The 22,952-nt window shown below is 63.2% G+C and carries 20 protein-coding genes and 2 pseudogenes; 7 read left to right on the top strand and 15 right to left on the bottom strand.

What is annotated here, in order from left to right:
• Positions 1–33 precede the first annotated feature (33 nt).
• From DES43_RS09295 to DES43_RS09285, 3 genes are read right to left on the bottom strand one after another with little or no spacing between them, the layout of a single operon-like run.
• Complete coding sequence (locus DES43_RS09295; RefSeq protein WP_035027545.1) at positions 34–744, bottom strand: GntR family transcriptional regulator; 711 nt, start codon at positions 742–744, stop codon at positions 34–36.
• A 52-nt stretch (positions 745–796) separates the two neighbouring features.
• Positions 797–2,209, bottom strand: coding sequence for an ABC transporter substrate-binding protein (locus DES43_RS09290; RefSeq protein ID WP_084496520.1), 1,413 nt, complete (start codon positions 2,207–2,209; stop codon positions 797–799).
• A 59-nt stretch (positions 2,210–2,268) separates the two neighbouring features.
• Positions 2,269–3,396 carry an ABC transporter ATP-binding protein gene (locus DES43_RS09285; RefSeq protein WP_133675038.1) on the bottom strand — a complete coding sequence of 376 codons (1,128 nt, stop codon included), beginning with the start codon at positions 3,394–3,396 and terminating at the stop codon, positions 2,269–2,271.
• Positions 3,397–3,833: 437 nt separating this feature from the next.
• On the opposite strand from DES43_RS09285, the gene DES43_RS09280 reads away from it, so the two are divergent.
• The 5 genes and pseudogenes from DES43_RS09280 to DES43_RS09260 all read left to right on the top strand — a co-directional run bounded on the left by DES43_RS09280 (position 3,834) and on the right by DES43_RS09260 (position 8,096).
• Positions 3,834–4,748, top strand: a complete 915-nt coding sequence (locus DES43_RS09280; RefSeq protein ID WP_035027540.1) for a helix-turn-helix transcriptional regulator — start codon at positions 3,834–3,836, stop codon at positions 4,746–4,748.
• Positions 4,703–4,852 (top strand): annotated as a pseudogene (locus DES43_RS22885) (IS110 family RNA-guided transposase); the annotation flags it as partial. The gene DES43_RS09280 and the pseudogene DES43_RS22885, both read left to right, overlap by 46 nt.
• 53 nt (positions 4,853–4,905) lie before the next feature.
• Entirely contained in the window at positions 4,906–5,517 is a 612-nt protein-coding gene (locus DES43_RS09270) for a helix-turn-helix domain-containing protein (protein WP_084496519.1), read from the top strand.
• A 220-nt stretch (positions 5,518–5,737) separates the two neighbouring features.
• Positions 5,738–7,192: a sensor domain-containing diguanylate cyclase gene (locus tag DES43_RS09265; protein WP_035027763.1), complete on the top strand. Its 1,455-nt coding sequence runs from the start codon at positions 5,738–5,740 to the stop codon at positions 7,190–7,192.
• A 220-nt stretch (positions 7,193–7,412) separates the two neighbouring features.
• A complete protein-coding gene (locus tag DES43_RS09260) occupies positions 7,413–8,096 on the top strand; it encodes a helix-turn-helix transcriptional regulator (RefSeq protein WP_051520614.1) in 684 nt (227 codons plus the stop codon).
• A gap of 137 nt (positions 8,097–8,233) precedes the next feature.
• On the opposite strand, the gene DES43_RS09250 is transcribed toward DES43_RS09260, so the two are convergent.
• The 9 genes from DES43_RS09250 to DES43_RS09210 form a co-directional block, all read right to left on the bottom strand.
• The gene (locus tag DES43_RS09250; protein WP_035027537.1) at positions 8,234–9,676 is read right to left on the bottom strand and encodes an aldehyde dehydrogenase family protein; all 1,443 of its coding nucleotides are present in this window, start codon (positions 9,674–9,676) and stop codon (positions 8,234–8,236) included.
• 18 nt (positions 9,677–9,694) lie between these two features.
• Entirely contained in the window at positions 9,695–11,410 is a 1,716-nt protein-coding gene (locus tag DES43_RS09245) for a thiamine pyrophosphate-requiring protein (RefSeq protein ID WP_133675034.1), read from the bottom strand.
• 29 nt (positions 11,411–11,439) lie between these two features.
• Positions 11,440–12,726, bottom strand: a complete 1,287-nt coding sequence (locus DES43_RS09240) for a TRAP transporter large permease (protein ID WP_035027531.1) — start codon at positions 12,724–12,726, stop codon at positions 11,440–11,442.
• Positions 12,719–13,240 (bottom strand): TRAP transporter small permease, encoded by a 522-nt coding sequence (locus DES43_RS09235; RefSeq protein WP_035027528.1) that lies wholly within the window; start codon positions 13,238–13,240, stop codon positions 12,719–12,721. Before DES43_RS09235 ends, DES43_RS09240 begins: the two co-directional genes overlap by 8 nt.
• Positions 13,241–13,264: 24 nt before the next feature.
• Positions 13,265–14,302 carry a TRAP transporter substrate-binding protein gene (locus DES43_RS09230; RefSeq protein WP_035027525.1) on the bottom strand — a complete coding sequence of 346 codons (1,038 nt, stop codon included), beginning with the start codon at positions 14,300–14,302 and terminating at the stop codon, positions 13,265–13,267.
• Positions 14,303–14,342: 40 nt separating this feature from the next.
• The gene (locus DES43_RS09225; RefSeq protein ID WP_051520613.1) at positions 14,343–15,206 is read right to left on the bottom strand and encodes an alpha/beta hydrolase; all 864 of its coding nucleotides are present in this window, start codon (positions 15,204–15,206) and stop codon (positions 14,343–14,345) included.
• Between the two features lie 337 nt (positions 15,207–15,543).
• Positions 15,544–18,690, bottom strand: coding sequence for an efflux RND transporter permease subunit (locus tag DES43_RS09220; RefSeq protein WP_035027522.1), 3,147 nt, complete (start codon positions 18,688–18,690; stop codon positions 15,544–15,546).
• Between the two features lie 34 nt (positions 18,691–18,724).
• On the bottom strand, positions 18,725–19,882 hold the full coding sequence (locus tag DES43_RS09215; RefSeq protein WP_035027519.1) for an efflux RND transporter periplasmic adaptor subunit: 1,158 nt from the start codon (positions 19,880–19,882) through the stop codon (positions 18,725–18,727).
• 51 nt (positions 19,883–19,933) lie between these two features.
• Positions 19,934–20,539, bottom strand: coding sequence for a TetR/AcrR family transcriptional regulator (locus DES43_RS09210; RefSeq protein WP_133675032.1), 606 nt, complete (start codon positions 20,537–20,539; stop codon positions 19,934–19,936).
• A gap of 279 nt (positions 20,540–20,818) precedes the next feature.
• Between DES43_RS09210 and DES43_RS09205 the strand changes: the two genes are divergently transcribed.
• Positions 20,819–21,094 carry an AbrB/MazE/SpoVT family DNA-binding domain-containing protein gene (locus DES43_RS09205; RefSeq protein WP_035027516.1) on the top strand — a complete coding sequence of 92 codons (276 nt, stop codon included), beginning with the start codon at positions 20,819–20,821 and terminating at the stop codon, positions 21,092–21,094.
• Positions 21,081–21,470, top strand: coding sequence for a type II toxin-antitoxin system VapC family toxin (locus tag DES43_RS09200; RefSeq protein WP_035027513.1), 390 nt, complete (start codon positions 21,081–21,083; stop codon positions 21,468–21,470). The genes DES43_RS09205 and DES43_RS09200 overlap by 14 nt, the downstream gene beginning before the upstream one ends.
• On the opposite strand, the gene DES43_RS09195 is transcribed toward DES43_RS09200, so the two are convergent.
• The 3 genes and pseudogenes from DES43_RS09195 to DES43_RS09185 form a co-directional block, all read right to left on the bottom strand.
• Positions 21,424–21,801 carry a hypothetical protein gene (locus DES43_RS09195; protein WP_133675030.1) on the bottom strand — a complete coding sequence of 126 codons (378 nt, stop codon included), beginning with the start codon at positions 21,799–21,801 and terminating at the stop codon, positions 21,424–21,426. The genes DES43_RS09200 and DES43_RS09195 overlap by 47 nt on opposite strands.
• Before the next feature lie 61 nt (positions 21,802–21,862).
• Positions 21,863–22,395: pseudogene (locus tag DES43_RS09190) on the bottom strand (response regulator transcription factor).
• Entirely contained in the window at positions 22,388–22,771 is a 384-nt protein-coding gene (locus DES43_RS09185; RefSeq protein WP_035027504.1) for a sensor histidine kinase, read from the bottom strand. Before DES43_RS09185 ends, DES43_RS09190 begins: the two are co-directional and overlap by 8 nt.
• Between the last annotated feature and the right edge of the window lie 181 nt (positions 22,772–22,952).

The following is a 22,952-nucleotide window of genomic DNA, read 5'->3' as shown; positions in this document are numbered from 1 at the left end:
CGGCGGGGGCTTCCCGGTTTCGGGATCGATGCTCTATGCCCTGCGACGCCGATCGAACGCTTCGAGGTTTTCGCGGCGCGTATACAACACATGCGCACGGGCGGCTTCCGCAGCGCCCTTGTCATCACCCTTGGCAATCAGCTCGGCGATCACGATATGGTCTCCCGCATATTTGACCAGATCGTGGACCGGCGGCAGATCGCGCAACCTCAGCAGCGAGCTGAGGTCGAAAAGATCGCGAAGCATGCTCAGCAACCGGGCATTCTTGGCACCATGTGCGATAAGAGCATGGAATTCCACATTGATGTTGTGGAAACCATCGACATCGCCTGTCTTTGCTATCTTGAGCGACGTTTCGGCGGCCTTCCGGATCGCCTGTTTCTCCGCCTCCGTGGTGCGCAGTGCGGCATTGGCCGAGATCAGCACCTCGATGGCCTCCCGCGCCTCCGAAACTTCCTGAAAAGCCTCGCGGGACGGCATGATGACCTGACCGCCGCGCCGGCCCCAATCGACGACGAGGCCCACGCGCCGCAGCTCCATCAGCGCCTCCCGGACCGGCGTCTTGGAGACGGAAAGGCGTTCGGCCAGGCTGTTTTCGGTGACCCGCTCGCCCGGCTCGATCACACCGTCGATGATGGCCTGGCGAATGGTTTCGTAGACCTTGTCGGCCAGCAATTGCGGCCTGCCCCCGATGGACAGTTCGCCGCTTTTGGACGCCTTCCCCGGCCGGGGAGTCAAAACCATCGTTGCTTCATCTGGGCGCGTCATCGAACCACTCCACCAAATCCCGAGTCTTCTACTGTTCTCCCAGGCGGACCTTCGTCAAGTCCAGCACGCCCATCGGATGGGGAGCGAAGCCCTCAACACCCGGCCGCCAGCCGACCAGCACATTCGAGGCGAAAAGGATATAGACCGGCAGGTCCTGCCTGATAATGCGCTGGGCATCGGCATAGAGCGAGGCTTGCGCAACCGGATCGGGGGTTCGCCGCGCCTCGTCGATGATACGATCCAGCGCCGGATTGCTGTAGCGTCCCGCGTTGAAGGCGCCGCCGGTCCTGAACTCGCGGCCCAGATATGTGTCGATGTGAGGGCGGGCGGGGCTGCCCTGAAAAGCCACGTTCCATGGCGCCATCAGGTAGACATAGGGCCACCATGGCGGATCCGAATAGACCGCGGTTTCCAGCTTGATGCCTATGACTTCCAGATCCTCGGCCACCAACTGGGCGAGCTTCGGCATGGGGGCGACATTGGTCGACGCACCCCGGATCGTCAGCCCCTCGCCATATCCCGCTTCCCTCATCAGGGCCCTGGCCTTCTGCAAATCATAGGTGATCGGCTCCAGTTCGCAGGCCCACGGCTCACCGAAGGGGATGATGCCGTCGACGATACGGCCCTGCGGGCCGATCGTCGCCGCAACCAGCCGTTCGCGGTTGATGGCGTGGACGACGGCCTGCCGCATCCTGGGGTCGTCGAAGGGAGGCGCGGCGCAATTGAAGCACAGCGCGCTCTTCTGGAGCGATGGAACCGCTTCGCTATGGAGAAGGCCCCGGCTTTCGAGGCTGGCGGCAGCCCCCGCCGGAACGCTTTCGACGACATCCGCCGCGCCACGCTCGATGACCTCGATGCGCTCCTCCGCGCTGGCGGCAAAGCGTACGTCTACCCGATCGATGCTCACCTCATCCCAGCGCCGGTCACCGCGAGCCGTCTCCAGCGTCATATGGCTGTTGCGTACCCAGTCGGTCAGGCGGAACGGCCCGGTGCCGACCGGCTGGTCGGCGCAGTCGTCGATGATGTGGGTGCGCCAGGCGAGGTTGCGCAGGAAGGGAGTGTTGGGTGCATCGAAACGGAATTCCACCGTATGACGGCCGGTTGCGCGTACGGATTCCAGCCCGGCATAATCGGTGGCCAACAGGCTGTCGGCCGTGCCGCTGAACAGCCGCTTGAAATTCCAAGCCACGATTTCGGCATCGCACGGCCGTCCCGAATGGAAGGTCGCGTTCCGGTCGATCTCGAAGGTAAAGACACGCTGATCTTCCGAAGCAGTCCACGAGGTGGCCAGATCGGGAGCAAGTTGTCCCTGATGGTCGATCTTCAGCAAGCCCTGGCATACCATCTTGAGGATGACCGTCCCGACGCTGGAATCCGAATTGTAGCAATTTGGATCGAAAGAAATCGTTTCGTGCTTCATAAGAACGCGGGCAGTTTTCATAATTTCCTCGATTTCACAAACATGTATTCTTCAATCAAAGCGAGCATGCCACGGACCTGTCAGGTCTCGACAAGCACCGCATATTCGGGGGAGACGCAGCAATATACCGTCTCACCGATCTCGAATATCTGGGAAGACAGCGTCCTCGCCCTCAGTTCGAGCCCCTTCCAGTCGAGGCTGTACTCCATGAGATCGCCGACGAACGTTCGCTGCCTGACGGTCACTTCCCATATGTTTCGACCGGACGGGGGGCGGCTGGCCTGCGGCGAGAGATGGGACGCCTTGACCGCCACCCCGGCCAGGTCTCCATCCGGAATGGCGCCCGCACACAGAACGGACTGGCCGTTGACCAGACGCGCCTCCACCAGGTCGCCGTCCGTCGCTGCGGGCCGCCGCTCCAGAGGCAGGAAATTGGATGCCCCCATGAAGTCGGCGACAAAGGCATTGCGGGGCCTGAAATAGGTGGTGAAAGGATCCGCCTGCTGGCGCACGATGCCCGATTGCAGGACCACGACGTGGTCCGACATGGACAGGGCTTCTTCCTGATCGTGGGTCACGTAGACGGCGGTAATCCCAAGCCGGCTGGTCAGTTCCTTGAGCTCGTGGCGCATCTGGGCGCGAAGCTTCGCATCCAGATTGGACAACGGCTCGTCGAACAGAAGGATCTTGGGATCGAAGACGAAGCTCCGCGCCAGCGCGACCCGCTGCTGCTGACCGCCGCTGAGCATGGGCGACGGGCGATGGGCCTGCTCCTCCAGCCCGACCATGGCAAGGGCAGCCATGACGCGCCGATCGATCTCGGCCCTGGCAACCTTGCGCAGGCGAAGGCCATAGGCGACATTTTCGAATACCGTCATGTGCGGCCAGATGGCGTAGCTCTGGAAAACCATCGACACATCACGATGCTCGGCGGAAACCTCTATTCCGGCGTCGCTGTCGTAGACCGGGCGGCCAAACAGGCTGATGCGTCCGCCCGAAGGCTTCTCCAGCCCCGCAATCGATCGCAGGATCGTGGTCTTGCCACAGCCGCTCGGACCCACCAGCGTCAGATGGGAACCGGCATCCGCAGTGATGGTGACCCCTTTGACGACCTCGAGACTGCCGTAGCGGATGCGAAGATCGACGATCTCCAGCGCCACATTATCGGCTTTCGCGCTCGCTGCACGTCCGAAACCCACCTCCCCCATGCTCACCTCTTCGATCCGGGATGGGACCGGTGCCCATCTTCATTATAGAATATGAACTATGGAATATCATATTCCAATATTTGGTCAACACCAAATGTTTGGAAAAGGCGCAGGTGCGGTCCGCCACTGGATAACAGCGGCGGATTTCATGTCCCGGCGAGCGCTCCCCGTGTTGCCTCTCCGGGGAGGAACACCGTGCCCCCAGCGTCGCTGGAATTGATGCCGGCTTCAACAGATGCGCGGGAATCTCACGCTTTCGCCCTGCCCGTCGCTATGCGGGTATCCGTCGGGAAGATTGACCGGCTTGTCATCGCAGGGAAAATTGATCCTCCTGTTCCTGCAAGCCTCTGTCGCCAGCCCTCCGACGCACCGGACAGCCGCAACGGGACGCGCCCGATCCGGCACGTTGCGCCCCGGCAGCGATATTGGCGAGCTGCATGAACCTGATCGAGCCACATCGTTTCATTCCCTGCGAACCCGGCAGCACGACCTCGGTCACCTTGCCCGGCCTTCACAACACCCATGTCGACGTCTTGCGCATCGATGCGGGACTGGTGCTGGCGCACAGCCATTTCTCGCCTGCAATCCGGCACGATGACGAGATATGCAGGCCCGAAGACCAGTTGATCCTCGCTTTCAACCTTTCGGGCCGGATGCTGCTGGTCGACCCGCGCGGCGCGGCACATGAAATCACGGGCGGCCAGGGCTGGATCATCCGCTCCGGCGGAAAGCGGCAGAAGCGGATTGTGGAAAAGAGCGAAGGCTGCGCGAATCTCGTGATCGCCCTGACGGTTTCCCGGCTGGCCCCTGAGCTTGCCGCGGTGCTCGACATTGCGCTGCCACAAAGCAGACCTTTCCAGCGACTGCACCTGCCGGTGCCAGGCAAGACCACCCTTGAGATACCGCTCGACGGGCGTACCGATCCTGCGGCAATGCTGCGCAAGGAAGGACAATGCCTCGCCCTGATCGGCCATGCTCTCGAGGAGCTTTCTTCCGTTTCAGGCCGGGACAATGCGGCAGGCGATCCGGCCGTTCTCGTCCAGCGGCCGAGCGCCTCCCTGTCCGGGCGGATGGCAGACACAATCACCATGGCGGAGATCGAACGTGAGGCGGGTCTCAGCCATGTGACGCTGAACCAGACCTTCCGCGCGGCCACCGGAATGACGGTCTTCGGCGTCCTGCGGGCCTTACGCATGGAAGCCGCCGAACGCATGATCCGCCATACCCACCCCAACTTCACCGAGATCGCGGGAGAACGGGGTTTCTCCGACGCCAGCCATCTGTCGAATGCCTTTCGCAAGCGATATGGCACGACGACATCTGCGACGACGTCATTCTGGCGCATCTCCTGAAGGCGAAGGCGATCGCCGACGCGAAGATCAAGACGGACAAGATCGACGCGGCGGTTCTGGCGCACCTTCTGCGGGCACGAGATCGGCCCGCAGAAGGTGCGCCAGCCTTCCTTTCGAGTTGCGGCTCGCCCAAGGCGGGCGCATCGACTGTGGAAGCATGCCTGCGCGGTACTTTCCGACAATGAAACAGGATCCGGGGCGTTTCCTCATGCGCCCGATCCCGAAGGCGCATCCACCGCTGAAGCTCCTCATTACCCATGCAGCCTATCTGCTCATGCGCGGCGCCCATGCCCACGGCGAAGCTGAGATGATCGCGGCACACTTCACGCAGGTTCCGCCGATGGTGGTGGAATATCTTCACGACAACGAGCAGGCCGACCGGGCGAGCGCAAGCCTGTCGCGTATCAAGGCATTCATCGAGAGCCGCCTTACGGACCCGCGTTTCGGCCTGGCCGCTATAGCCGCCAAATTCGGCGTGACGCCACGCCATGTGCAAAAGCTCTTCCAGCACGAGGGAACGACTTTTTCGCGCTACGTGCTGGAACGCCGCCTTGAGAGGGCCCGCTCGCTCATATTGCAAAAAGCCGACCGACCGATCAGCTCATTGGCCTACGATACCGGCTTCGGCGACCTTTCCTACTTCAATCGCGTGTTTCGCCGGCGTTTCGGAATGACACCTTCGAAGATGCGGAACAGCCTGAACATGATGCCCGCCGTATCGGAGCAACAAGGGGAGCCGCCGAACCTGCAAGGAAAACAGACCGCATAGGGTCAGATTGAAAACCGGAGCCCCCTGTCTGCACGGGTCGCTTGTGGATTCGGGGTCACATCCGAGCGCTTCCGCGCATTTTTTCGGCATGCGCCAGTCGTTCGGAGATAGCCAATATTTAGAATAATCGATATATGCGCTAAGGGCTGATGAGCCCCGGATACACCGAACCGCTCCCAACATGGCATTTCCGGCGAAGCGGAACAACACGGACATATCGATGAGCATCGATGCCGCCCTGAGCGACAACGCCAACATGTTCGAACTGGCGCCCATTTCCTTATGGCTGGAGGATTACAGCGGCCTGCGCAGGCAGTTCGACGCATGGCGCGCGCAGGGCATTGCCGATCTCAGGTCCTTCCTCATGGAAGACACTGGCCGTCTTCATCTGTGCACAAGCCAGATCCGCGTCCTGAAAGTCAATCGCAGGACGCTTTCATTGTACGAGGCCAACGATCTCGATCATCTGGTCGCCAACCTTGACCGCATCTTTCGCGACGACATGCTGGAGCCGCACATCGACGAAATGGTCCAGCTCTGGAACGGGTCCGACACTTTCGTCAGCGATACGGTGAACTATTCGCTCTCCGACAGGCGGATCGATATCCAGCTCAGGGGCAGGGTCCTGCCAGGGCACGAGGAAAGCTGGGACCGCATTCTGCTGTCGATCGAGGATGTGACGGCGCGTGAGGATGCGCGCCGCGAACAGGATCGCCACAAGCTGTATGCCGAGGGCCTGTTCGAGCATTCTCCCGTCTCACTGTGGGTCGAGGATTTCAGCCGCATCAAGCAGCTCATGGACGATGTGCGACAGCGCGGCATCGTCGATTTTCGCGTCTTCACCGATGTGCATCCCGAATTCGTGCTTCAGTGCCTGAGCGAAATCCGCGTGCTGGACGTCAACAGGGAAACACTCGCGCTCTTCCTTGCGCCGGACAAGAAAACCCTGTTCCAGAACCTGCCGGATGTCTTCAGGGATGAGATGGAGGCGAATTTCCGCGAGCAGCTCATTGACCTGTGGAACGGCGTGCTCTTCCAGCGTCGTGAAGTGGTGAACTATGCGCTCGACGGCTCCGAACGCCATGTGCTGATGCAGTTCTCCATCCTTCCGGGACGGGAAGAGGACTGGTCGCTCGTTCAGGTGGCGCTGACGGACATTACGGCCCGCAAGAAGGCCGAAGCCTATCTGGAGTATCTTGGCAAACACGACGTGCTGACCAAGCTGCACAACCGCGCCCATTACGTCGATGAGCTCAACAGGCTGGAGCGCAAGGGGCAGAGACCGGTCTCGATCATCATCCTCGATCTCAACGGCCTCAAGGCGGCCAACGATCAATGGGGCCATGCCGCGGGTGACGGGCTGCTGCGCCGCGTCGGGGAGGTGCTCAACGAGGCGGTCAAGCAACCGGGCCACGCCGCCCGCATTGGCGGCGACGAGTTCGCCGTGATCCTGCCCTATGCCGATCAGCGCAGCACGGAAGCCATGGTGGAGGAAATCCGGCGGCTCGTGGAGATCAACAACCAGTACTACTCCGGGCTGAAGCTCAACCTTTCCATCGGCGCAGCCACCGGCATGCCCGGTGAAGCGCTTGAGTCCGTCGCCAGACGCGCGGACATGCTGATGTATGAAGACAAGCGGGAGCATTACTCGGCCGGGAACCGGGCCGATATCTGAGCGGAGCCGCTCCAGATCGTCGCCTGCCGGCGCGGTCATAGTCATATGTCCGGCCCGTAGTGCCGGCCTGCGGAATGGCCCGCGGCATGATGGCGAGGCGCAGCCTTCGTCCGGGCAGTGCCGCGGCCGCAGATTGACAACCGGACTGCGCCGCGCATAACTCCTTCAAGCATATGAGCATCGATGCCCTCCGGAGTGGCTGGGAAACAGAACCGCGCGAATGGATATTCCTGCCGCCAAGAACTACATTCTGGACACGGCCCGTCTGCTCGTCCCGGCGGCCCGGGTGCTGTTCTACGAGGTCAATGACCGGCTTCAGCCTTACGGCCATATCAGCAGCGCCACGAATGAACACTGGGGCGGGCTTTACCGGAAATTCGTCGCGCTGGACCCCTACCATCCCCGCTGCTTTGCGAAGATGAACCGGAACGTGTTCGGCACCGCTCCCGGTTACGGCCCCGACCTCGAGAACGCCGATTATGTGGAGGGCTTCCGCAAGGTTCTCGGCATCAGGTACAAGGCCGAGATGTTCCTGCGCGATGCCGAAGGCGGCATACGCGCCGGCCTGCGCTATGCGCGGCTCGAAGGCGAGCGTGAGTTCACGACCGAGGAAATGGCCAGGCTGTCGAGGATGCAGCCGCTGTTCGCAAATCTCTGGTGCACGGCGCTCGTCCACAACAAGGAGGAACAGATCCTCTCGGGCCTGACCGAGCGGGAGCGCGAGGTCCTCGACCTTCTCCTGTCCGGCTATCCCAACCAGGATATTTCGCGCCTGCTATCGATCGCCCTGCCCACCGTCAAGAACCACGTCAAGGCGATCCTCGCCAAGACCGGCTATGCCAACCGGGCAGAGCTTCTGGCGGCGCTCTATCGCGCAGGGCATGTGCTGCGCGCGCCGCACTGAAATCCTTCAGAGCGATTCCAGCAAAAGCGCGAAGCGGTTTTGCGTTCGGAATTGCGTAAAAACAAAAGGTTAGAGCGTTTCTGCGATTCGAAGAAAAGCGGAAATGATCTAGCCGCGCCCGCAACACCGGCGCCTTCTCAATCCACCTCGTATTGCGCCTTCTTGAGCGCAACCGCCTGCGCGATCACGTCATGGGCCTGTTGAGAATAGGGTGGCCGGCCGCGTGCCAGCACCGCCTCTGACGCCTTCTGGTGCAGGACCGTCTTGCGGTTGCTGAAGGTCACGAACCCGGCCCGGCCACGATAGCGGCCCATGCCGCTCTTGCCGACGCCGCCGAAGGGCAGCGCCTCGTAGGTGAGCTGGCACCTGACGTCGTTGATGACCACGCTTCCGGTCTGGAACGCGCGCGCGACACGCGCTGCCTCCTGCCCGTCGTCGCCGAAATAGTAAGCCGACAGCGGATGCTCGCCGTCCGACACCCTGTCCAGCGCCTCGCTGACGCCGGAAACGCCGACGATGGGCAGCAGGGGACCGAAGATTTCCTCCTGCATCACCTCCATGTCATCCGTGACATTGGTGATGATCGCGAAGGGAAAACGCCCGCTGGCAGGCAGGTTTTCCAGTGTGATGTCCCCGGGAACGAAGTCGAGACACGCGCCCTTTCGCGAAGCGTCGGCAAGCAGCGCCTTCATGCGCTCATTGGCGTGGCGGTCGATCAGGCTCGTATAGTCGATATCCTGCATCATGTGCGGAAAGATGTCCGCAGCGGCGTGCCGGCACTGCTCAACCAGCGCATCGACCTTGCTTTCGGGCGCGAGCACATAGTCCGGCGAAACGCAGACCTGACCGGCAGAAGCCAGCTTGCCGGCCACCAGCCTGCCGGCAACGGTCTTCAGGTCGGCGCTGTCACCGACGATGACCGGGCTTTTGCCGCCAAGTTCCAGCGTCACCGGAACGAGATTTTCAGCCGCGGCAAGCGCCACCTTGCGCCCGGTCGCGGTCGAGCCGGTGAACAACAGATGGTCGAATGGCAGGCTTGAAAAGGCAGCGGCCACGCTTGCGTCGCCATTGACGACGGCAAGCTCGCTGCGGTCGAAGTACCTCGCCACCGCGGTCTCGAAGGCGGCACCCGTCGCCGGTGCCAGCTCCGACATCTTCAGCATGACGCGGTTGCCTGCCGCCAGCCCGCCCATGGCCGCGAGACAGGCCATCAGCACCGGCCCGTTCCATGGAATGATCGCTCCCAGCACACCGAGCGGCTGGTAGTGCACCTCGGCAAAGGTGCCGTGCGCCTCCACCTCAGGAGGCAGCGGCACCCGCTCGGGCTGCATCCAGCCCTCGAAATGGGCAAGGTGGTATTCGATCGCCGCGACGCTGCCCAGAATGTCGCCTGCCCGCGTGGCAAAAGGCGAGCGGTTGCCGAAATCCTCCTGAAGCGCGTCCACGAACGCCCGCTCGTGGGACAGCACCACCCTTGCAAGGCGGGTCAGCCGGTCGCGCCGCGTCCCGGCCGGGGCAAAACCCTCTGCCCGGAATGCCGCGCGTTGCCCGGCCAGAATGTCTTCCAAGCTCGGCTTCATGATCCGCTCTCCATCCGTTCAGGCATGCACGACGACATTGACCAGAGCGTGCCGCCCTTCCTCCTTCACGACGCGCATGGCGGCCTGAAGCACAGGCAGCAACTCGTCAGGGCTTTCAACCACCGCGCCATAGCCCCCGAAAGCTTCGGCGACCTTCTCAAAACCCGCTTTGACGCCGAAACGCGTCACCGGCACCTGTTCGGCCCTGGCCGCCCAGCCATCGGGGTGGGTGCTGACGACGCTCTTGCGAACCTCGTTCCAGCCGCCATTGTTGAAGACGACCACCAGCACCGGCAGATCTTCCGCTGCCGCGATCTGGTGGCAGGAGGCAGGCACGCAATAATAATAGGCTCCGTCGCCCAGCGTGCAGATAACGGTCTTGTCCGGACGCGCGGCCTTGACGCCGAGCGCCGCGCCGAACCCCCAGCCGAGGCCGCCTGCATGCGAAGGGCCGAAATAGCTTCCGGCGCCAGACGGCTGCACCACCCGCAGATCTGTCGGGTACTCGTTGACGACGATGCTGTCCTCATCCAGCAACCGGGAAACGCAGTGATTGGCGAACAGCGGCGTGATGTGCGCAAGCCCGCCATCGTGGCGGATGGCCTCGTCGAGCGTGGTCTCCTGCGTCTTTCGGCGCGCACCATGCGCTGCAATGCGCTCATCGAGCAGGCTGGCGGGAATACGGCTTTCCAGCCTCCCGATCAGCGCTTCGAGCGCCGCTTCCGCATGGCCTATCAGCGGCACGTCGCAGGGGAATCCGCGCATCGGCAGTCGCTGGTAGAACGGGTCGATGCCGAGCTGGATGACCCTAGCCGAGTCGGGAACGGTGACGCGGGCCGTGAACCACGGAACGTCCGATTCAATGACGAAGATGAGGTCGGCCCGCTCCAGATCGGGGCTCACCTGCGAGGCGAAGATATAGCCCAGATGGCAGGGATGCTTCGGGTCGAGATTGCTGTAGACGGGGCTCGCCTCCAGCACCCCGAAGCCGCCGACATCGCAAAGACGGCCAAGCGCTTCGCGGCCCGCCGCGCTCCTGCCAAGCTCCGAGGTCACGATGACGGGATGCTTCGCCGAAGCGAGGAGATCCGCCGCCTCGTCGAGACGGGCCGGGTCCGGCATCAGGCGCGCGCCATTCACCCGTCGCGTCTCGGATGTGGTCCTGATTTCCTCCATGGCGGCCGCCTGAACGTCGCGCGGAATGGAGATGTAGACCGGGCCCTGCGGCTCCGCCGTGGCGACTTCCAGCGCACGCTCGATCACCGCCGCGACCTGCTCGCCGCTGCGCAATTCATAGTCCCATTTGACATATTCGCGCACCATCGATGCCTGATCGAAGCTTTCCTGCGACCATTGCACATGAATGTCGCGCGCGCCGGCCACGCCACGTTTTTCCGAAACAGGCGAACGTGCCGCCAGAATGATCATCGGCACGCGCGAACGCGCCGCGTTTATGATCCCGCCCATGCCGTTGGCGGTGCCGACGGTCGAATAGAGATAGACAGCCTGAGGGCGCCCGGTGGCGGCATAGTAACCGTGCGCCATGGCGACAGCCGTCTGCTCATGCGGCGTGAGAATGGCGCGGGGAGCCGGTTCGCCGCTGGCCTGCCGCTTGGCGATGGCCTCGATCATGGAGGTAGGCGCGCCGCCGATGACCGTATCGATGCCGCGCAGTTGCAGCAGTTCGAGAATGGCCTCACCGACGGTTTCGACCGGGCGGATGACTTCGGACATGAAAAACTCCTGTATGCGGTTCTGCGGCGTCACATCTGGGCCGGCAGGAAGAGGACCAGCGCCGGGAACAGTACGAGCAGCGCGATCCGGATGAGGTCGGCAGTGATGAAGGGAACCAGCGCGCGGAACACGGGGCCGGGTGCGATGTCGCGAAACACCGATGTCAGCACGAAGACATTCATCCCGAACGGCGGCGTCAGAAGGCCGATCTCGATGGTGACCACAACGATGATGCCGAACCAGATCAGGTCGAAACCGGCCGCATCCACCAGCGGCAGGATGATCGGCATGGTGATGAACAGGGTCGAGAAGCTTTCGAAGAAGCAGCCGAGGAACAGATAGAGCAGCACGATCATCAGCAGGAGCATGGCAGGATGCGGCTCGATGTCGGTGATCCATGCAGCCAGCGTCTCGGGCGCGCCCGTCATGGCGATGAAATTGCCGAGGATCGTGGAACCCAGAAGAATGGGAAACAGCGCGCCCGTGGTGCGCACGGCCCCGAGGAACGCGTCACGCAGAATCTCGCGCGTCATCCGGCCCCTCATCCATGTGAGAAGCAGCGCGCCGAAGGCGCCGATCCCGGCCCCTTCAGTTGCCGTGAAGACACCCCCGTAAAGCCCGCCCATGACCAGCGCAAACAGCGCGATGACGCCCCAGACCTCGCGCAGCGCGCGCCATTTTTCGAACCAGGGGACAATTTCCCCGCGCGGCCCCGCATCGGGGTTCCGGGCCACCACGAAAGCCACCGTCAGCGCATAAAGGAGGATGCCGAGCAGGCCGGGAACGATGCCGGCCAGAAACAGCTTGGCGATATTCTGCTCAGCCAGAATGCCGTAGATGATGAGCACCACGCTGGGCGGAATGAGGATTCCAAGCGTGCCGCCGGCAGCGATGGTGGCAAGCGAAAAGGTTTCGGAATAGCCGAAGGAGCGCATCGGCGGATAGGACACCTTGGCCATGGTGGCGGCGGAGGCCACGCTGGATCCGGAAATCGCCGCGAATCCGCCTGAAGCGAGGATAGCAGAGATTGCCAAACCGCCCGGCAGCCTGCCGATGAAGGCGTAGGCCGCGCGGAACAGGTCCCGGCCAAGCCCGCTCGACGCAACGAAATTGCCCATCAGCACGAAGAGCGGAATGACGGAGAGCATGTAGCTGCCCAGCTCGAAGGCCGAACCGGCCACCATCTTGCCGGATACAGACAAGCCCATGTAATGGGCGTAGCCGATAAACCCCACCATGCCCATGGCCAGAGCCACGGGAATGCGGATTATTATAAGGCCGACGAGGACCAGCAGCCCGACGAAGAACTCAGTCATTGCGCTCGTCCTTGTGCGTCTTGCGCACCGCTGCATAGGCGGCCAGAGCCGCCGAAAGAATGAGGGCGCATGCGATGGCCCAGGCGGCAGGCGCAATCGGCAAGCCAAGAACGGCAGTCACCTCCCCAGCCTTGCCTTGGGCGACGCCCATGACGGCAAGACCCGTGCCGAACAGCGCCGATGCCACCGCCATACCCGAAATGCGCTCGATCCAGCCCGCCAGCCGCGGCAACCGCTCAAGGACCGGATCGATCAGCGTTACCCTGATGTGGTCGTTGCCGGCCATCGCCACGGCCATGCAGAGATAGATCATCACCTGCATGGCCATTTCGGTGACCTCGAAGCTGGCTGCCATCGGCTTGCGGAACAGGTAGCGCGCCACCACATCGACGATGGTGAGCAGCATGATGCCGGCAAGGATTACGGCGGCCGCATATTCCACGACCTGCACGACACGCCGCTGCAGCCGTCCGGCCGGGCCCCCGGCCGGGCCGATTTTCCTCGATGAAGCCATGGATGGCGCTCCCCGCTGTCAGGCTTACTGCCCGGCCTCGACCCGTTCGATCTCGGCCCGCAGCCCGGCAAGCGCGGCAGCGGCATCGATCCCGGTATCGGCGACCGAACTGGCCCAGTCGTTTTCAAGCGGGGCTATAGAGGCGCGCAACTCCTCAACGAAGGTATCGGACGCCTGATGCACCTCGCCGCCCTTTTCCGCATAGACCTGCCAGCCCTTGGCATCGGCATCGTCGGAGGCACGGCCGGCGATGCGCGAGAATGCCTCGCCGGTGACCCTTGCCAGCGCCGCGCGCTCCTCCTCGGTCAGAGCGTTGTATTTTGCCTCGTTCATGACCAGTGCGAAGCTGGCGTTGTAGAAGCCGCCGGGTGCTGAAACCACATGCTTGATCATGTCTTCGAGACGCCACCCGCCAAACACGTCGGCCGGCATGAAAGCGCCGTCGACAATGCCGCCATTGAGCAGCTCATACAGCTCCGATGCCGGACGCGAGACCGGTGCCGCCCCCAGCGCGGTCGCGAGGTCGAAGGCCATGCCGCCCGGCGCACGCAGTTTCTGGCCCAGCAGGGAAGCCTTGTCCTCATATGCCTTCTTCGGCGACATCAGATGGCCCGGTCCCGGCGTGAACATCGCAAGCGGCACAACCCCCTCATGCTCCTTCGCGGAAGCGAGGCTCCGCTCAAACACGCGCTGATACGCCACCGACAATGTCTCGGCCTTATCGGCAAGGAACGGGAACTCCGCTATCTTGGTCAGCCGGAAGCGACCGGAATTGTTGCCATGCGAGATGAAGCTGATGTCGACCAGCCCATCGCGCACGCCGTCGAAGGTCTGCGCCGCACCCATCGGGGCCTTGGGCAGATAGCGGATTTTCAGCAGCCCGCCCGATTCGCGCTCCACCATCTCGGCCCATTCCTCCTGCAGGAGGCGGGTGAAATGATGCCTGGGCGGGGTCCAGCCCGAAACGGTGAGCACCGTCTCGGCCATGGCCGCACCGCAAACACAGATGGAAACAAGGGCCGCCGCGACCGTACCGGCCACCGTCCTTCGCAGTGATTTCATGTCGCTTCTCCTCCAGATTGAAATTTTTGTCGGCTGCGATTCAGCCAGCGCTCTCATTCGACAGGCCGACGAACGACCGGAAAACGCGATACCAGTCGTCCCGTGCATCGTTCAGTTGCAGATGCGTGTCGAAGTGGCCCGCGTCAGGCTCGACCCTTTGGGTGACCGGCTGGCCATTGGCGCGCAGCGCTTCGCACATGCGTGTGCAGGAATCGCGGATATGCTCGAAATCGCGTTCGCCCCACAAGAGGTGGAACGGCGTCGTGTTCCCCTCCAGCTTGCAGATGGGGCTGGCATCGACATCGTCTTCCGGCGCTTTCAGCAGATAGCGATAGACACGCCCCTTGCCGGTTTCTGACGGCACGCGGCCGTAGCGCAGATCCATCGGACTGCTGACCGGCATGCAGGCGCGGACCGGCGCAACCTTTCCGGAAAGGAGTGCCATCGCGGCGATCTGACCGCCGGCGGAGTGCCCCGCGACAACCATGCGCTCCGGGTCGCCGCCGAAATCGGACACCCTTTCCTGAACCAGCCGCAGCGCTTCAATTCCGTCTTCGAGCTGGCCCGGCCATTTGTGCTCCGGCGCAAGCCTGTAGGTCACGGCTGCGAATATGGCGGGCTGCGCAACCACTGCCCCGGCCATGAAACGAAGCCACTGGAAGCCTCCGGCGATCCACGCCCCGCCATGCAGGAAGACGAGAACGGGCAACGGTTCCGCTGGTTCGCCTGTATGTGGCCGATAGATCTCGATTTTCCGGGCAGGGTCTTCGCCATAGCTGAGCACCGCCACCGGCTTCAGCTTCGACGCATCGGACAAGGCACGCGCGGTGCGATCATAGACCATCGCTTCCCCGGTGCCCGAATAGGTCTGTTGTCCGGCGCGCGCAATTCCTGCTTCAGCCACAATGTTCTCCAGCCGCTACATGTGAAGCAGCTTATGCGTTGCCGTCGGCAGGAGGTAAATCATCCCTGGGGATCATATGGGGGCATTCGGCCTGTGGATGGCGTCCCACCCCTGCTGCCCGTCGGACCGCCATCGTCACGAACAAGGGTCGTCCACCATGATTGGGCATGTGGCATGGCCGGACACGGCCAACACGACAGCGGGAAACGCGTCCGAAAGGAAGCATGCTCCCGGCGATATTACCGCTTGTTGCTGAACCGCGAAAACGCCCCGGCTCTCTACTTCAACGCAGAACCACGACGCGCTTTCGTGGAAATTGCCCATCTGGCCGTGTCGTCTATTCTGTTGCGAGCGCCCCGGGACGCTCGATTGCCCCGGCACCGGAACGGGCCTGTTCGCGTTCCGGAGCGCCGGCCTGCTCTTTCGGTTCGCGCCCGAAGAACAGCGAATAGCCGGCCGGCAGCACCAGAATGGTGAGAACCGTCGCCACCAGGATGCCGCCCATCATCGCATAGGCGAGCGGCCCCCAGAACACGCCGCGCGAGATCGGGATCAGCGCCAGAACCGCCGTCAGCGCCGTCAGCATGATCGGCCGGAAGCGGCTTACGGCAGCGCCGACGATCGCTTCTGTTCGTGCCATGCCGGCGGCGACGTTCTGGTCTATCTGATCCACGAGGATGATCGAGTTGCGTATGATGATGCCGAGCAGGGCGATGACCCCGAGGATGGCGACGAAGCCGAACGGTGCGCCGCTGACCAGAAGCGCCAATGCCGCGCCGATGACGCCGAGCGGTCCGGTGGCCAGCACCAGCATGGACTTGCCGAAGTGCTGCAACTGAACCATCAGGAGCATTACGATGATGGCCAGCATGATCGGCGCCTTGGCGGCGATGGATGCCTGGCTTTCGGCCGAATCCTCGGCGCCGCCCTGCACCTCGACCTTGTAGCCCGCCGGCAGCCCGGCGCGCAGGTCCGCCATTTCATTGTAGAGGCGCGTGACAACGTCGTTCGACTGCACGCCGTCCGGCAGCGTCGCGCGCACCGAAATGGTGGGCAGCCGGTTGCGCCGCCATTCGATCCCCTGTTCCAGCACGGGCTCGACCCTGGCGATCTGCGAGACGGGCACGAAACCGCCGAAGTCGGTGGGCACATAGACGGAATTGACAGCCGACAGCAGCGAGCGGTTTGCGTCCGGCTCGCGCGCCACGATCGATACGGTTTCCTCGCCGTCGCGGAAGCTGTCGAGCGGTGCGCCCGACATCGCGGCCTGCAGAATCTGGCGTACGCGCTGCGAGGTCACGCCAAGCGCGCGCGCCCGGTCCTGGTCGATCACCAGTTTCATTGCGGGCACCGGCTCCAGCCAGTCGTCATGCACGGCCGAAAGCAGCGGATCGGCATCGAAGCGCGCCTTGACCTGATCGGCGATGCGGCGAACCTCCTGCCGGTCCGGCCCCATCACCCGCATCTGCACCGGCCAGCCGGTCGGCGGGCCGAGGAACAGGCGGTCGACCTTGGCGCGGATCGCCGGAAAATCCTCGGCGAGGATCGAGCGCAGCCTGACGATAAGCCGTTCGCGCGCCGGCTCGTCCCTCGCCATGACCAGAAGCTGCGCGAAATTCGGGTTGGCAAGCTGCTGGTCGAGCGGCAGGAAAAAGCGCGGCGCGCCTTCGCCGATATAGGTGGCGATGAACCGCTTGTCGGGATCGTCCATCATCCTGGCCTCGAGCGCCATGGCCTGTTTCTCGACCTCCCTGATCGAGGTGCCCTCCGGCAGCCACAGGTCAACGAGGATTTCCGGGCGCTCCGACTGCGGAAAGAAATTCTGCGGAATGAACTGGAACGACCACAGGCTGGCGGCAAAGGTCGCCAGTGTCAGCGCCAGCACAAGGATGCGATGGCGCACGGCCCAGCCGATGGTAGCGCCGAGACGGCGATAGAAGCGTGTATCGAACACATCGCGATGCCCGCCGGCGTGATGGCGCTGCCTGAGCAGCATGTGCCCGAGCCACGGCGTGAAATAGACGGCCACGAACCACGACACCACCAGCGCGATGCCGACCACGTAGAACAGGGTGCGCACATATTCGCCGGCGGCCGAAGCGGCGAAGCCGACCGGGATGAAGCCGGCCGTGGTGATCAGCGTGCCGGTCAGCATCGGGAAGGCGGTGGAACTGTAGGCGAAGGTGGCGGCGTCGAGCTTGTCCAGCCCTTCCTCCAGCTTGCGCTCCATCAGTTCCACGACGATCATGGCATCATCCACCAGCAGGCCGAGCGCGATGATGAGCGCGCCGAGCGAGATGCGCTGCAGGTCGATGCCCAGCTCGTACATGATGGCGAAGGTGGCGGCCAGCACCAGCGGGATGGCGATGGCGATCACGAGCCCGGATCGCCAGCCGATGGACAGGAACGAGACAGCAAGCACGATCACCAGAGCTTCGCCCAGCACGCGCATGAACTCGCCGATGGAATCCGTCACCACATGCGGCTGGTTGGCGATCTGGTCGACAGCGACACCGTAAGGCAGGGACCCTTCGAAGCGCTTGTAGGTTTCGTCCACAGCGGCACCCACGTCGGTGACGTTGAACCCTTTCGCCATGACCACGCCGACCTGCACGCTGTCGTGACCATTGAAGCGGTATTTGCGCTGTTCCGGGTCCTGGAGACCTGAAGTCACCGTGGCGATGTCGCCGAGCCGGATAACCTGGCCGCCGCTGCGCAGGCGCAACTCGCGTATGTCCCCGGCCCGCTTCACGTCGCCCTCGACCGAAATGCGCACCGAGCGCGTGCCGGTGTCCACCGTGCCGGCCGGATCGACCGTATTCTGGCCCTTGATGGCGTTTTGCAGGTCGACGAGAGTCAGCCCGCGCTCGGCCAGAGCCCTTGACGAGACCTCGATATAGATGACCTGCGGCTGGTCGCCGATGATGACGGCCTTCTCGACACCCGGCGTCGTCAGCAGCATGTCGCGCGCCTGGACGGCGAATTGCTTGAGTTCCGGATAGCTGTAGCCGTCGCCGCTGATCGAATGCAGGGTAATGAATGTGTCGCCGAACTCGTCGTTGAAATAGGGGCCGAGCAGGCCGGACGGCAGTTCGCCGCGGATGTCACCGACCTTCTTGCGCACCTGATAGAAGGCATCTTCCACCTGTGCGGCGCTGGTGTCGCCCTTGACCTGCACCATGATGACGGCGCTGCCGGCGCGCGAATAGGATCTCACGAAGTCGAGATGCGGCGTTTCCTGCAGCTTGCGCTCGATCTTGTTGACGACCTGGTCTTCCATGTCCTGCAGGGAAGCACCGGGCCACACCGCCTGCACGACCATGACGCGGAAGGTGAATTCCGGGTCCTCGCGCTGGCCCATGCGCAGCAGTCCGAGCGCACCGGCGACGATGATCAGTCCGACAAGGAAACGCGCGATGCTCGGATGGCCGATCGCCCAGCGCGACAGGTTGAACGGCTTGTTGTCGTCGGTGGAGGTCGCCATGGCCGCCTCTTCTGGTTATCCGGCCGGGATCGTTTCAGCGAAGGGCGCTGGTCGCCTGTGTGGAGACGGGTTCCTCCGCCTGCGAAACGGCAAGGTCCGGCAGCTTCACCTTCAGGTTTTCCGTCATGAACTGCGTGCCGGCGGCGACCACCAGATCGCCCGGCTGCAGGCCCTGCGCCACATGCACGCCGTCGGGCGCGAAATCGGTCACCGTCACGATGCGTGGATGCACGGTCGAGGTGGCGCGGTCCGCCACCCAGACGATGGTGTTGCCGTCTTTGCTGGCCAGCGCCTCGAGCGGAACCGTCGCCAGCGGCTGGCCGGCGGACACGGTTGCGGCTACGGTCGCCGTCATGCCGAGCAGCACGCGCGGATCGTCGGTCAGGCTGGTGCGTACGGAAAATGTGCGCGACTGCGTATCGGCGCTGCCGGCGACCTCCCGCACCTTGCCGGGAAGGCGCAGGCTGTCGTCGGTCCAGAAACCGACATTGACGGCCTGCCCCGGCCGGAAGTGGGAAATCTCGGTTTCCGGAACGGCGATCTGGATTTCCTTCTCACCGTCGACGGCAACGGTCACCACCGGCGTGCCGGCGCCGACGACCTGACCGACATCGGCGCCGATCGTCGTGACGATGCCTTTCCTGTCCGCCTTCAGATCGGCGTAGGCAACCTGGTTTTTCGCCTGCTGAAGCGAGGACGATGCCGCATCCCGCGCGGCGAGCGCCTGCTGGTAACCGAGCCGGGCCTCGTCAAGCTGCGCCTGCGACGCGAATTTCTTGCCGAAAAGTTCCTCTGCCCGCTTCTGCGTCAGGCGAACGGTCTCGACCTGCTTCTCAGCCGCCGAAAGATTGGCCTCGGCTGTCCTGACGGCAAGCGCATAGTCGGTCGGATCGATGCGGGCCAGCATATCGCCGGGCTGCACGCGGTCGCCGATGTCGACGAGCCGCTCGACGATCTTGCCTGCAACGCGAAAACCCTGGTTCATTTCCGTGCGCGCCTTGACCGAGCCGGAATACCGGAACTCGCGCGTCGTGCCGGCCCTTGCGATCTCGACCACCTTGACCGGACGGACGGTGGCGACGGGTTCCGTCTTGGCCTCGCTGCAGGCGGAAACCGACACCGCAAGGATGCCGAGCAGGCCCAGCGTGGCGAGAGGACGGGAAACGCTTCTGACATCCCTGAACGAAAACATCGTTCATGCTCCTGTGAGAGTTCGGATCAGTCTGCGAGCGCGCAAACGCGCTTATTTCAGTGCCTTGATCGCGAAGTCGACCAACTGTTCGGCCGTTGCCCGGTTTTCCTTCATCAGGCATTGCGCCACCTGCTGGGGATGGCACAGGGTGACCAGTGCGGCCCCGAAGCAGCGCGCGGCGCTGGCCGCATCCTGCCTGGCGAATTCGCCGGTCCTGATGCCTTCCTCTATGAGGCCGGCATAGATCAGGTGAAGCTGGTCGATATACTTGTCGATCACATGCCAGTCCCGCTCGATGGCTACGATCACCATCTCGTGGACCTTCTGCTCGTCCAGCATCGTCTCCACCGTCAGCTTGTGCTGGGTGAGAACGCAGCGGCGAAGACGCTCGGCCGCACCGAGCGGCAGGGCGGCGATGGACCGGTTGAGCTCGAGGCTGGCCGCCAGCATGCGCCCGCAGATCGCCTGGTGGATCTGCTCCTTGGAGGCGAAGAAGCGATAGACATTGGCCGGCGACATGCCAAGATCGCGCGCGATGTCCGCAACCGTGGTCTTGTTGTAGCCGTAGTGGCGAAACAGCCGCTCGGCCGCCTCCAGAATGCGTTCGATGTTTTCCCGCCGTACGGAATCCGGTGCGGCTTCTGCCATATCCATCACGATCAAGCCACTTTATGACTACTGACGAATTTCGATTTTCGTCATTCATAATTCGAACTTCGTATCGAGTCAAGGCGAACCGGAGCCTCAACGCCTTGCGGTGATGAAACGCCTTGCCGACCGGCCTAATTGGGAGGTGCCAGCCTTCCGCAGGAATGGACGCCGAGGCAGGCGGCAGATTGCCAATTCCCCTGCGAACACAAGGCGGCAATCGGGGCATTGAAATACCGGGTCTTCGGGATTATCTTACGGTCGTCTTACATTGCCATGGATCGGACGATGCCCAGCGCCGAGAACGTCACCATCACCGTCTCCACCAAGGGGCAGGTCATCCTGCCCAGCGCCATTCGCCGTCGGCGGGAATGGGGAGCAGGAACGCGTCTCGTCGTGGAGGAGACGGCTGAAGGCATATTGCTCAAGCCTGCCCCGGCCTTTGCCCAGACGCGGCCGGGCGATGTGTTCGGATCGCTTCCCTATAAAGGCAAGCCGAAAACGATCGAGGAAATGGACGAAGGCGTGCTCGCCGAGGCAAGGCGCCGGCATGCTGGCCGTTGATACGAACCTGATCGTCCGCTACCTGACGGGCGATCACCCGAAACAATCGCCACGCGCGCGGGCCCTGATCGACGCCGAGCCGGTTTTCGTCAGCGTCACGGTCATGCTGGAGGTCGAGTGGGTGCTGCGCAGCAGCTATGAATTCGGGCCGGCCGACGTCGCCCGCGCGCTGAGAGCCTTTTCCGGTCTTCCGACCGTGACGGTCGAAGACGGTACGGTTGTCGCCACGGCCCTCGACCTTGCCGAGGGTGGAATGGATTTTGCGGATGCCCTGCATCTGGGTCGGTCTGCTCATTGTAACGGCTTCGCATCGTTTGACCGCAAGCTTGTCAGAACAGCGACGGCAGCCGGCTACGAGGGTGTAAGAGAGCCCTGACCGCCGGCTTCGGCGGCACGGCGGATCGGGAGTGAACCCGCCGTTCAGATCCAGCGCCGCCAGTCCGCCCGTTCGGGATGATTGAACACCATGCGGACCCGGCCATGTTCCACATGCCGTATTTCTGATAGCCGGGATCCCGATCCGACAGCCGCCGTTGCTGCACCGTCCACGAACCCAATTTCATGTCGGCACCGCCAACGCGACCATGACGCGGCCGGGCAGATCGCGCCGCAATCTGCCCGCAATAGCGCTCGATCAATTCCTGCGGGTCAGCCCTGACGAGGAAATTGCCCGGCATCGGGTCGTTGTGACAGGGAACGATGCCCATGCCGGAAGCCCGGAACGCCTTCCTTGAAAGTCGCGGCATCAGAAGTCGGACAGCCCTGCCTTCAGAAAACCCGGCTCTTCCCAAGCTTGCGCGCCAGCGTGCGCCGGTGCATGCCCAGCCGGCGCGCGGCTTGCGATATGTTGAAGTCGGCTTCGACCAGCGTCTCATGAATCCGCTCTCATTCGAACGTCTTCAGCGAGGTGCAACGACGCGTCAGCGCCACCCCGGCATCGCCTTCGGTCTTGCCGAAAGCCGCCTCGATCTCATCGGTGTCCGCAGGCTTGGCGAGGTGGTGGCAGGCCCGAGCTTGATTGCCTCCACCGCCGTGGCAAGGCTGGCATAGCCGGTGAGCATCACGATGCGCATTTCAGGGGTGCGATCATGGAGCATCTTCACCGCCTCCAGGCAGGAACCGACACTGAGCTTGAGATCCACGACGGCATAATCGGGAGCGGCACCCTCCAGTGCCCCCGGCAGGTTTTCGAGATCTTCACAAACCTCCACCTCGTATCCACGCCGCTGGAACGGGCGTCGCAGCGCACGCGCGAAAGCCGCATCGTCCTCTACAATCAGCAGGGAGTGGCCGCTATCCATCGCGGCCCGTTCGGGAAAGAGCCGCCAGAGGCAGGGTGACGGTAACCGACGCGCCCTTGCCGGTATTGTTGCATGCCGAAACCATGCCGCCGAGCTTGCGAACCGCATTGACGACGAGAAACAGGCCGGGCCCGCTGCCCGGCCGCCTCTTGCTCGACTGGCAGGGTTTGCCGAACGATTCGAGCATTTCCGGCCTGAAGCCGGGTCCGGAATCCCTGACGACGACCACCAGTTTGCCCTCCTGTCGGCTGATGGAGAAACCCGCCCATACGGGCGGGGCTTCCATGGCGTTGTCGAAAAGATTGAACAACACCTGCCTCAGGGCCGCATCGGAAACGATGGCGGCATCCGGTTCGAAGGCGTTGTCATAATCCAACTTCGCTGGCGACCGGCTGGCGCCATTCTAAGGAGACCTGTGCGCGGGTAGCTGTGGACGGCATTTGCTGTTTGTGATTCGCTCTTCTTGAACGAGAGATTGAGGGCAGCGATGGCACGGCGGCGGATTGGTCAGGAAAGTTTCGGGTTTGGCGACTTTCGGGCGCGCCGCCAGTCATCGT

The sequence above is a fragment of the Aquamicrobium defluvii genome (assembly GCF_004363725.1).
GTDB classification, from domain to species: domain Bacteria; phylum Pseudomonadota; class Alphaproteobacteria; order Rhizobiales; family Rhizobiaceae; genus Mesorhizobium; species Mesorhizobium defluvii.
Note: the sequence above shows the minus strand (reverse complement) of the source record. Positions and strands in the feature narration are given on the sequence as shown.

What these genes read in the sequence shown, in the direction of transcription:
- DES43_RS09295 (WP_035027545.1), bottom strand. Translation starts at nt 744, where the DNA reads ATGGTTTTGACTCCCCGGCCGGGGAAGGCGTCCAAAAGCGGCGAACTG.
- DES43_RS09290 (WP_084496520.1), bottom strand. Translation starts at nt 2,209, where the DNA reads ATGAAAACTGCCCGCGTTCTTATGAAGCACGAAACGATTTCTTTCGAT.
- DES43_RS09285 (WP_133675038.1), bottom strand. Translation starts at nt 3,396, where the DNA reads ATGGGGGAGGTGGGTTTCGGACGTGCAGCGAGCGCGAAAGCCGATAAT.
- DES43_RS09280 (WP_035027540.1), top strand. Translation starts at nt 3,834, where the DNA reads ATGAACCTGATCGAGCCACATCGTTTCATTCCCTGCGAACCCGGCAGC.
- DES43_RS09270 (WP_084496519.1), top strand. Translation starts at nt 4,906, where the DNA reads ATGCCTGCGCGGTACTTTCCGACAATGAAACAGGATCCGGGGCGTTTC.
- DES43_RS09265 (WP_035027763.1), top strand. Translation starts at nt 5,738, where the DNA reads ATGAGCATCGATGCCGCCCTGAGCGACAACGCCAACATGTTCGAACTG.
- DES43_RS09260 (WP_051520614.1), top strand. Translation starts at nt 7,413, where the DNA reads ATGGATATTCCTGCCGCCAAGAACTACATTCTGGACACGGCCCGTCTG.
- DES43_RS09250 (WP_035027537.1), bottom strand. Translation starts at nt 9,676, where the DNA reads ATGAAGCCGAGCTTGGAAGACATTCTGGCCGGGCAACGCGCGGCATTC.
- DES43_RS09245 (WP_133675034.1), bottom strand. Translation starts at nt 11,410, where the DNA reads ATGTCCGAAGTCATCCGCCCGGTCGAAACCGTCGGTGAGGCCATTCTC.
- DES43_RS09240 (WP_035027531.1), bottom strand. Translation starts at nt 12,726, where the DNA reads ATGACTGAGTTCTTCGTCGGGCTGCTGGTCCTCGTCGGCCTTATAATA.
- DES43_RS09235 (WP_035027528.1), bottom strand. Translation starts at nt 13,240, where the DNA reads ATGGCTTCATCGAGGAAAATCGGCCCGGCCGGGGGCCCGGCCGGACGG.
- DES43_RS09230 (WP_035027525.1), bottom strand. Translation starts at nt 14,302, where the DNA reads ATGAAATCACTGCGAAGGACGGTGGCCGGTACGGTCGCGGCGGCCCTT.
- DES43_RS09220 (WP_035027522.1), bottom strand. Translation starts at nt 18,690, where the DNA reads ATGGCGACCTCCACCGACGACAACAAGCCGTTCAACCTGTCGCGCTGG.
- DES43_RS09215 (WP_035027519.1), bottom strand. Translation starts at nt 19,882, where the DNA reads ATGTTTTCGTTCAGGGATGTCAGAAGCGTTTCCCGTCCTCTCGCCACG.
- DES43_RS09205 (WP_035027516.1), top strand. Translation starts at nt 20,819, where the DNA reads ATGCCCAGCGCCGAGAACGTCACCATCACCGTCTCCACCAAGGGGCAG.
- DES43_RS09200 (WP_035027513.1), top strand. Translation starts at nt 21,081, where the DNA reads ATGCTGGCCGTTGATACGAACCTGATCGTCCGCTACCTGACGGGCGAT.
- DES43_RS09195 (WP_133675030.1), bottom strand. Translation starts at nt 21,801, where the DNA reads ATGGGCATCGTTCCCTGTCACAACGACCCGATGCCGGGCAATTTCCTC.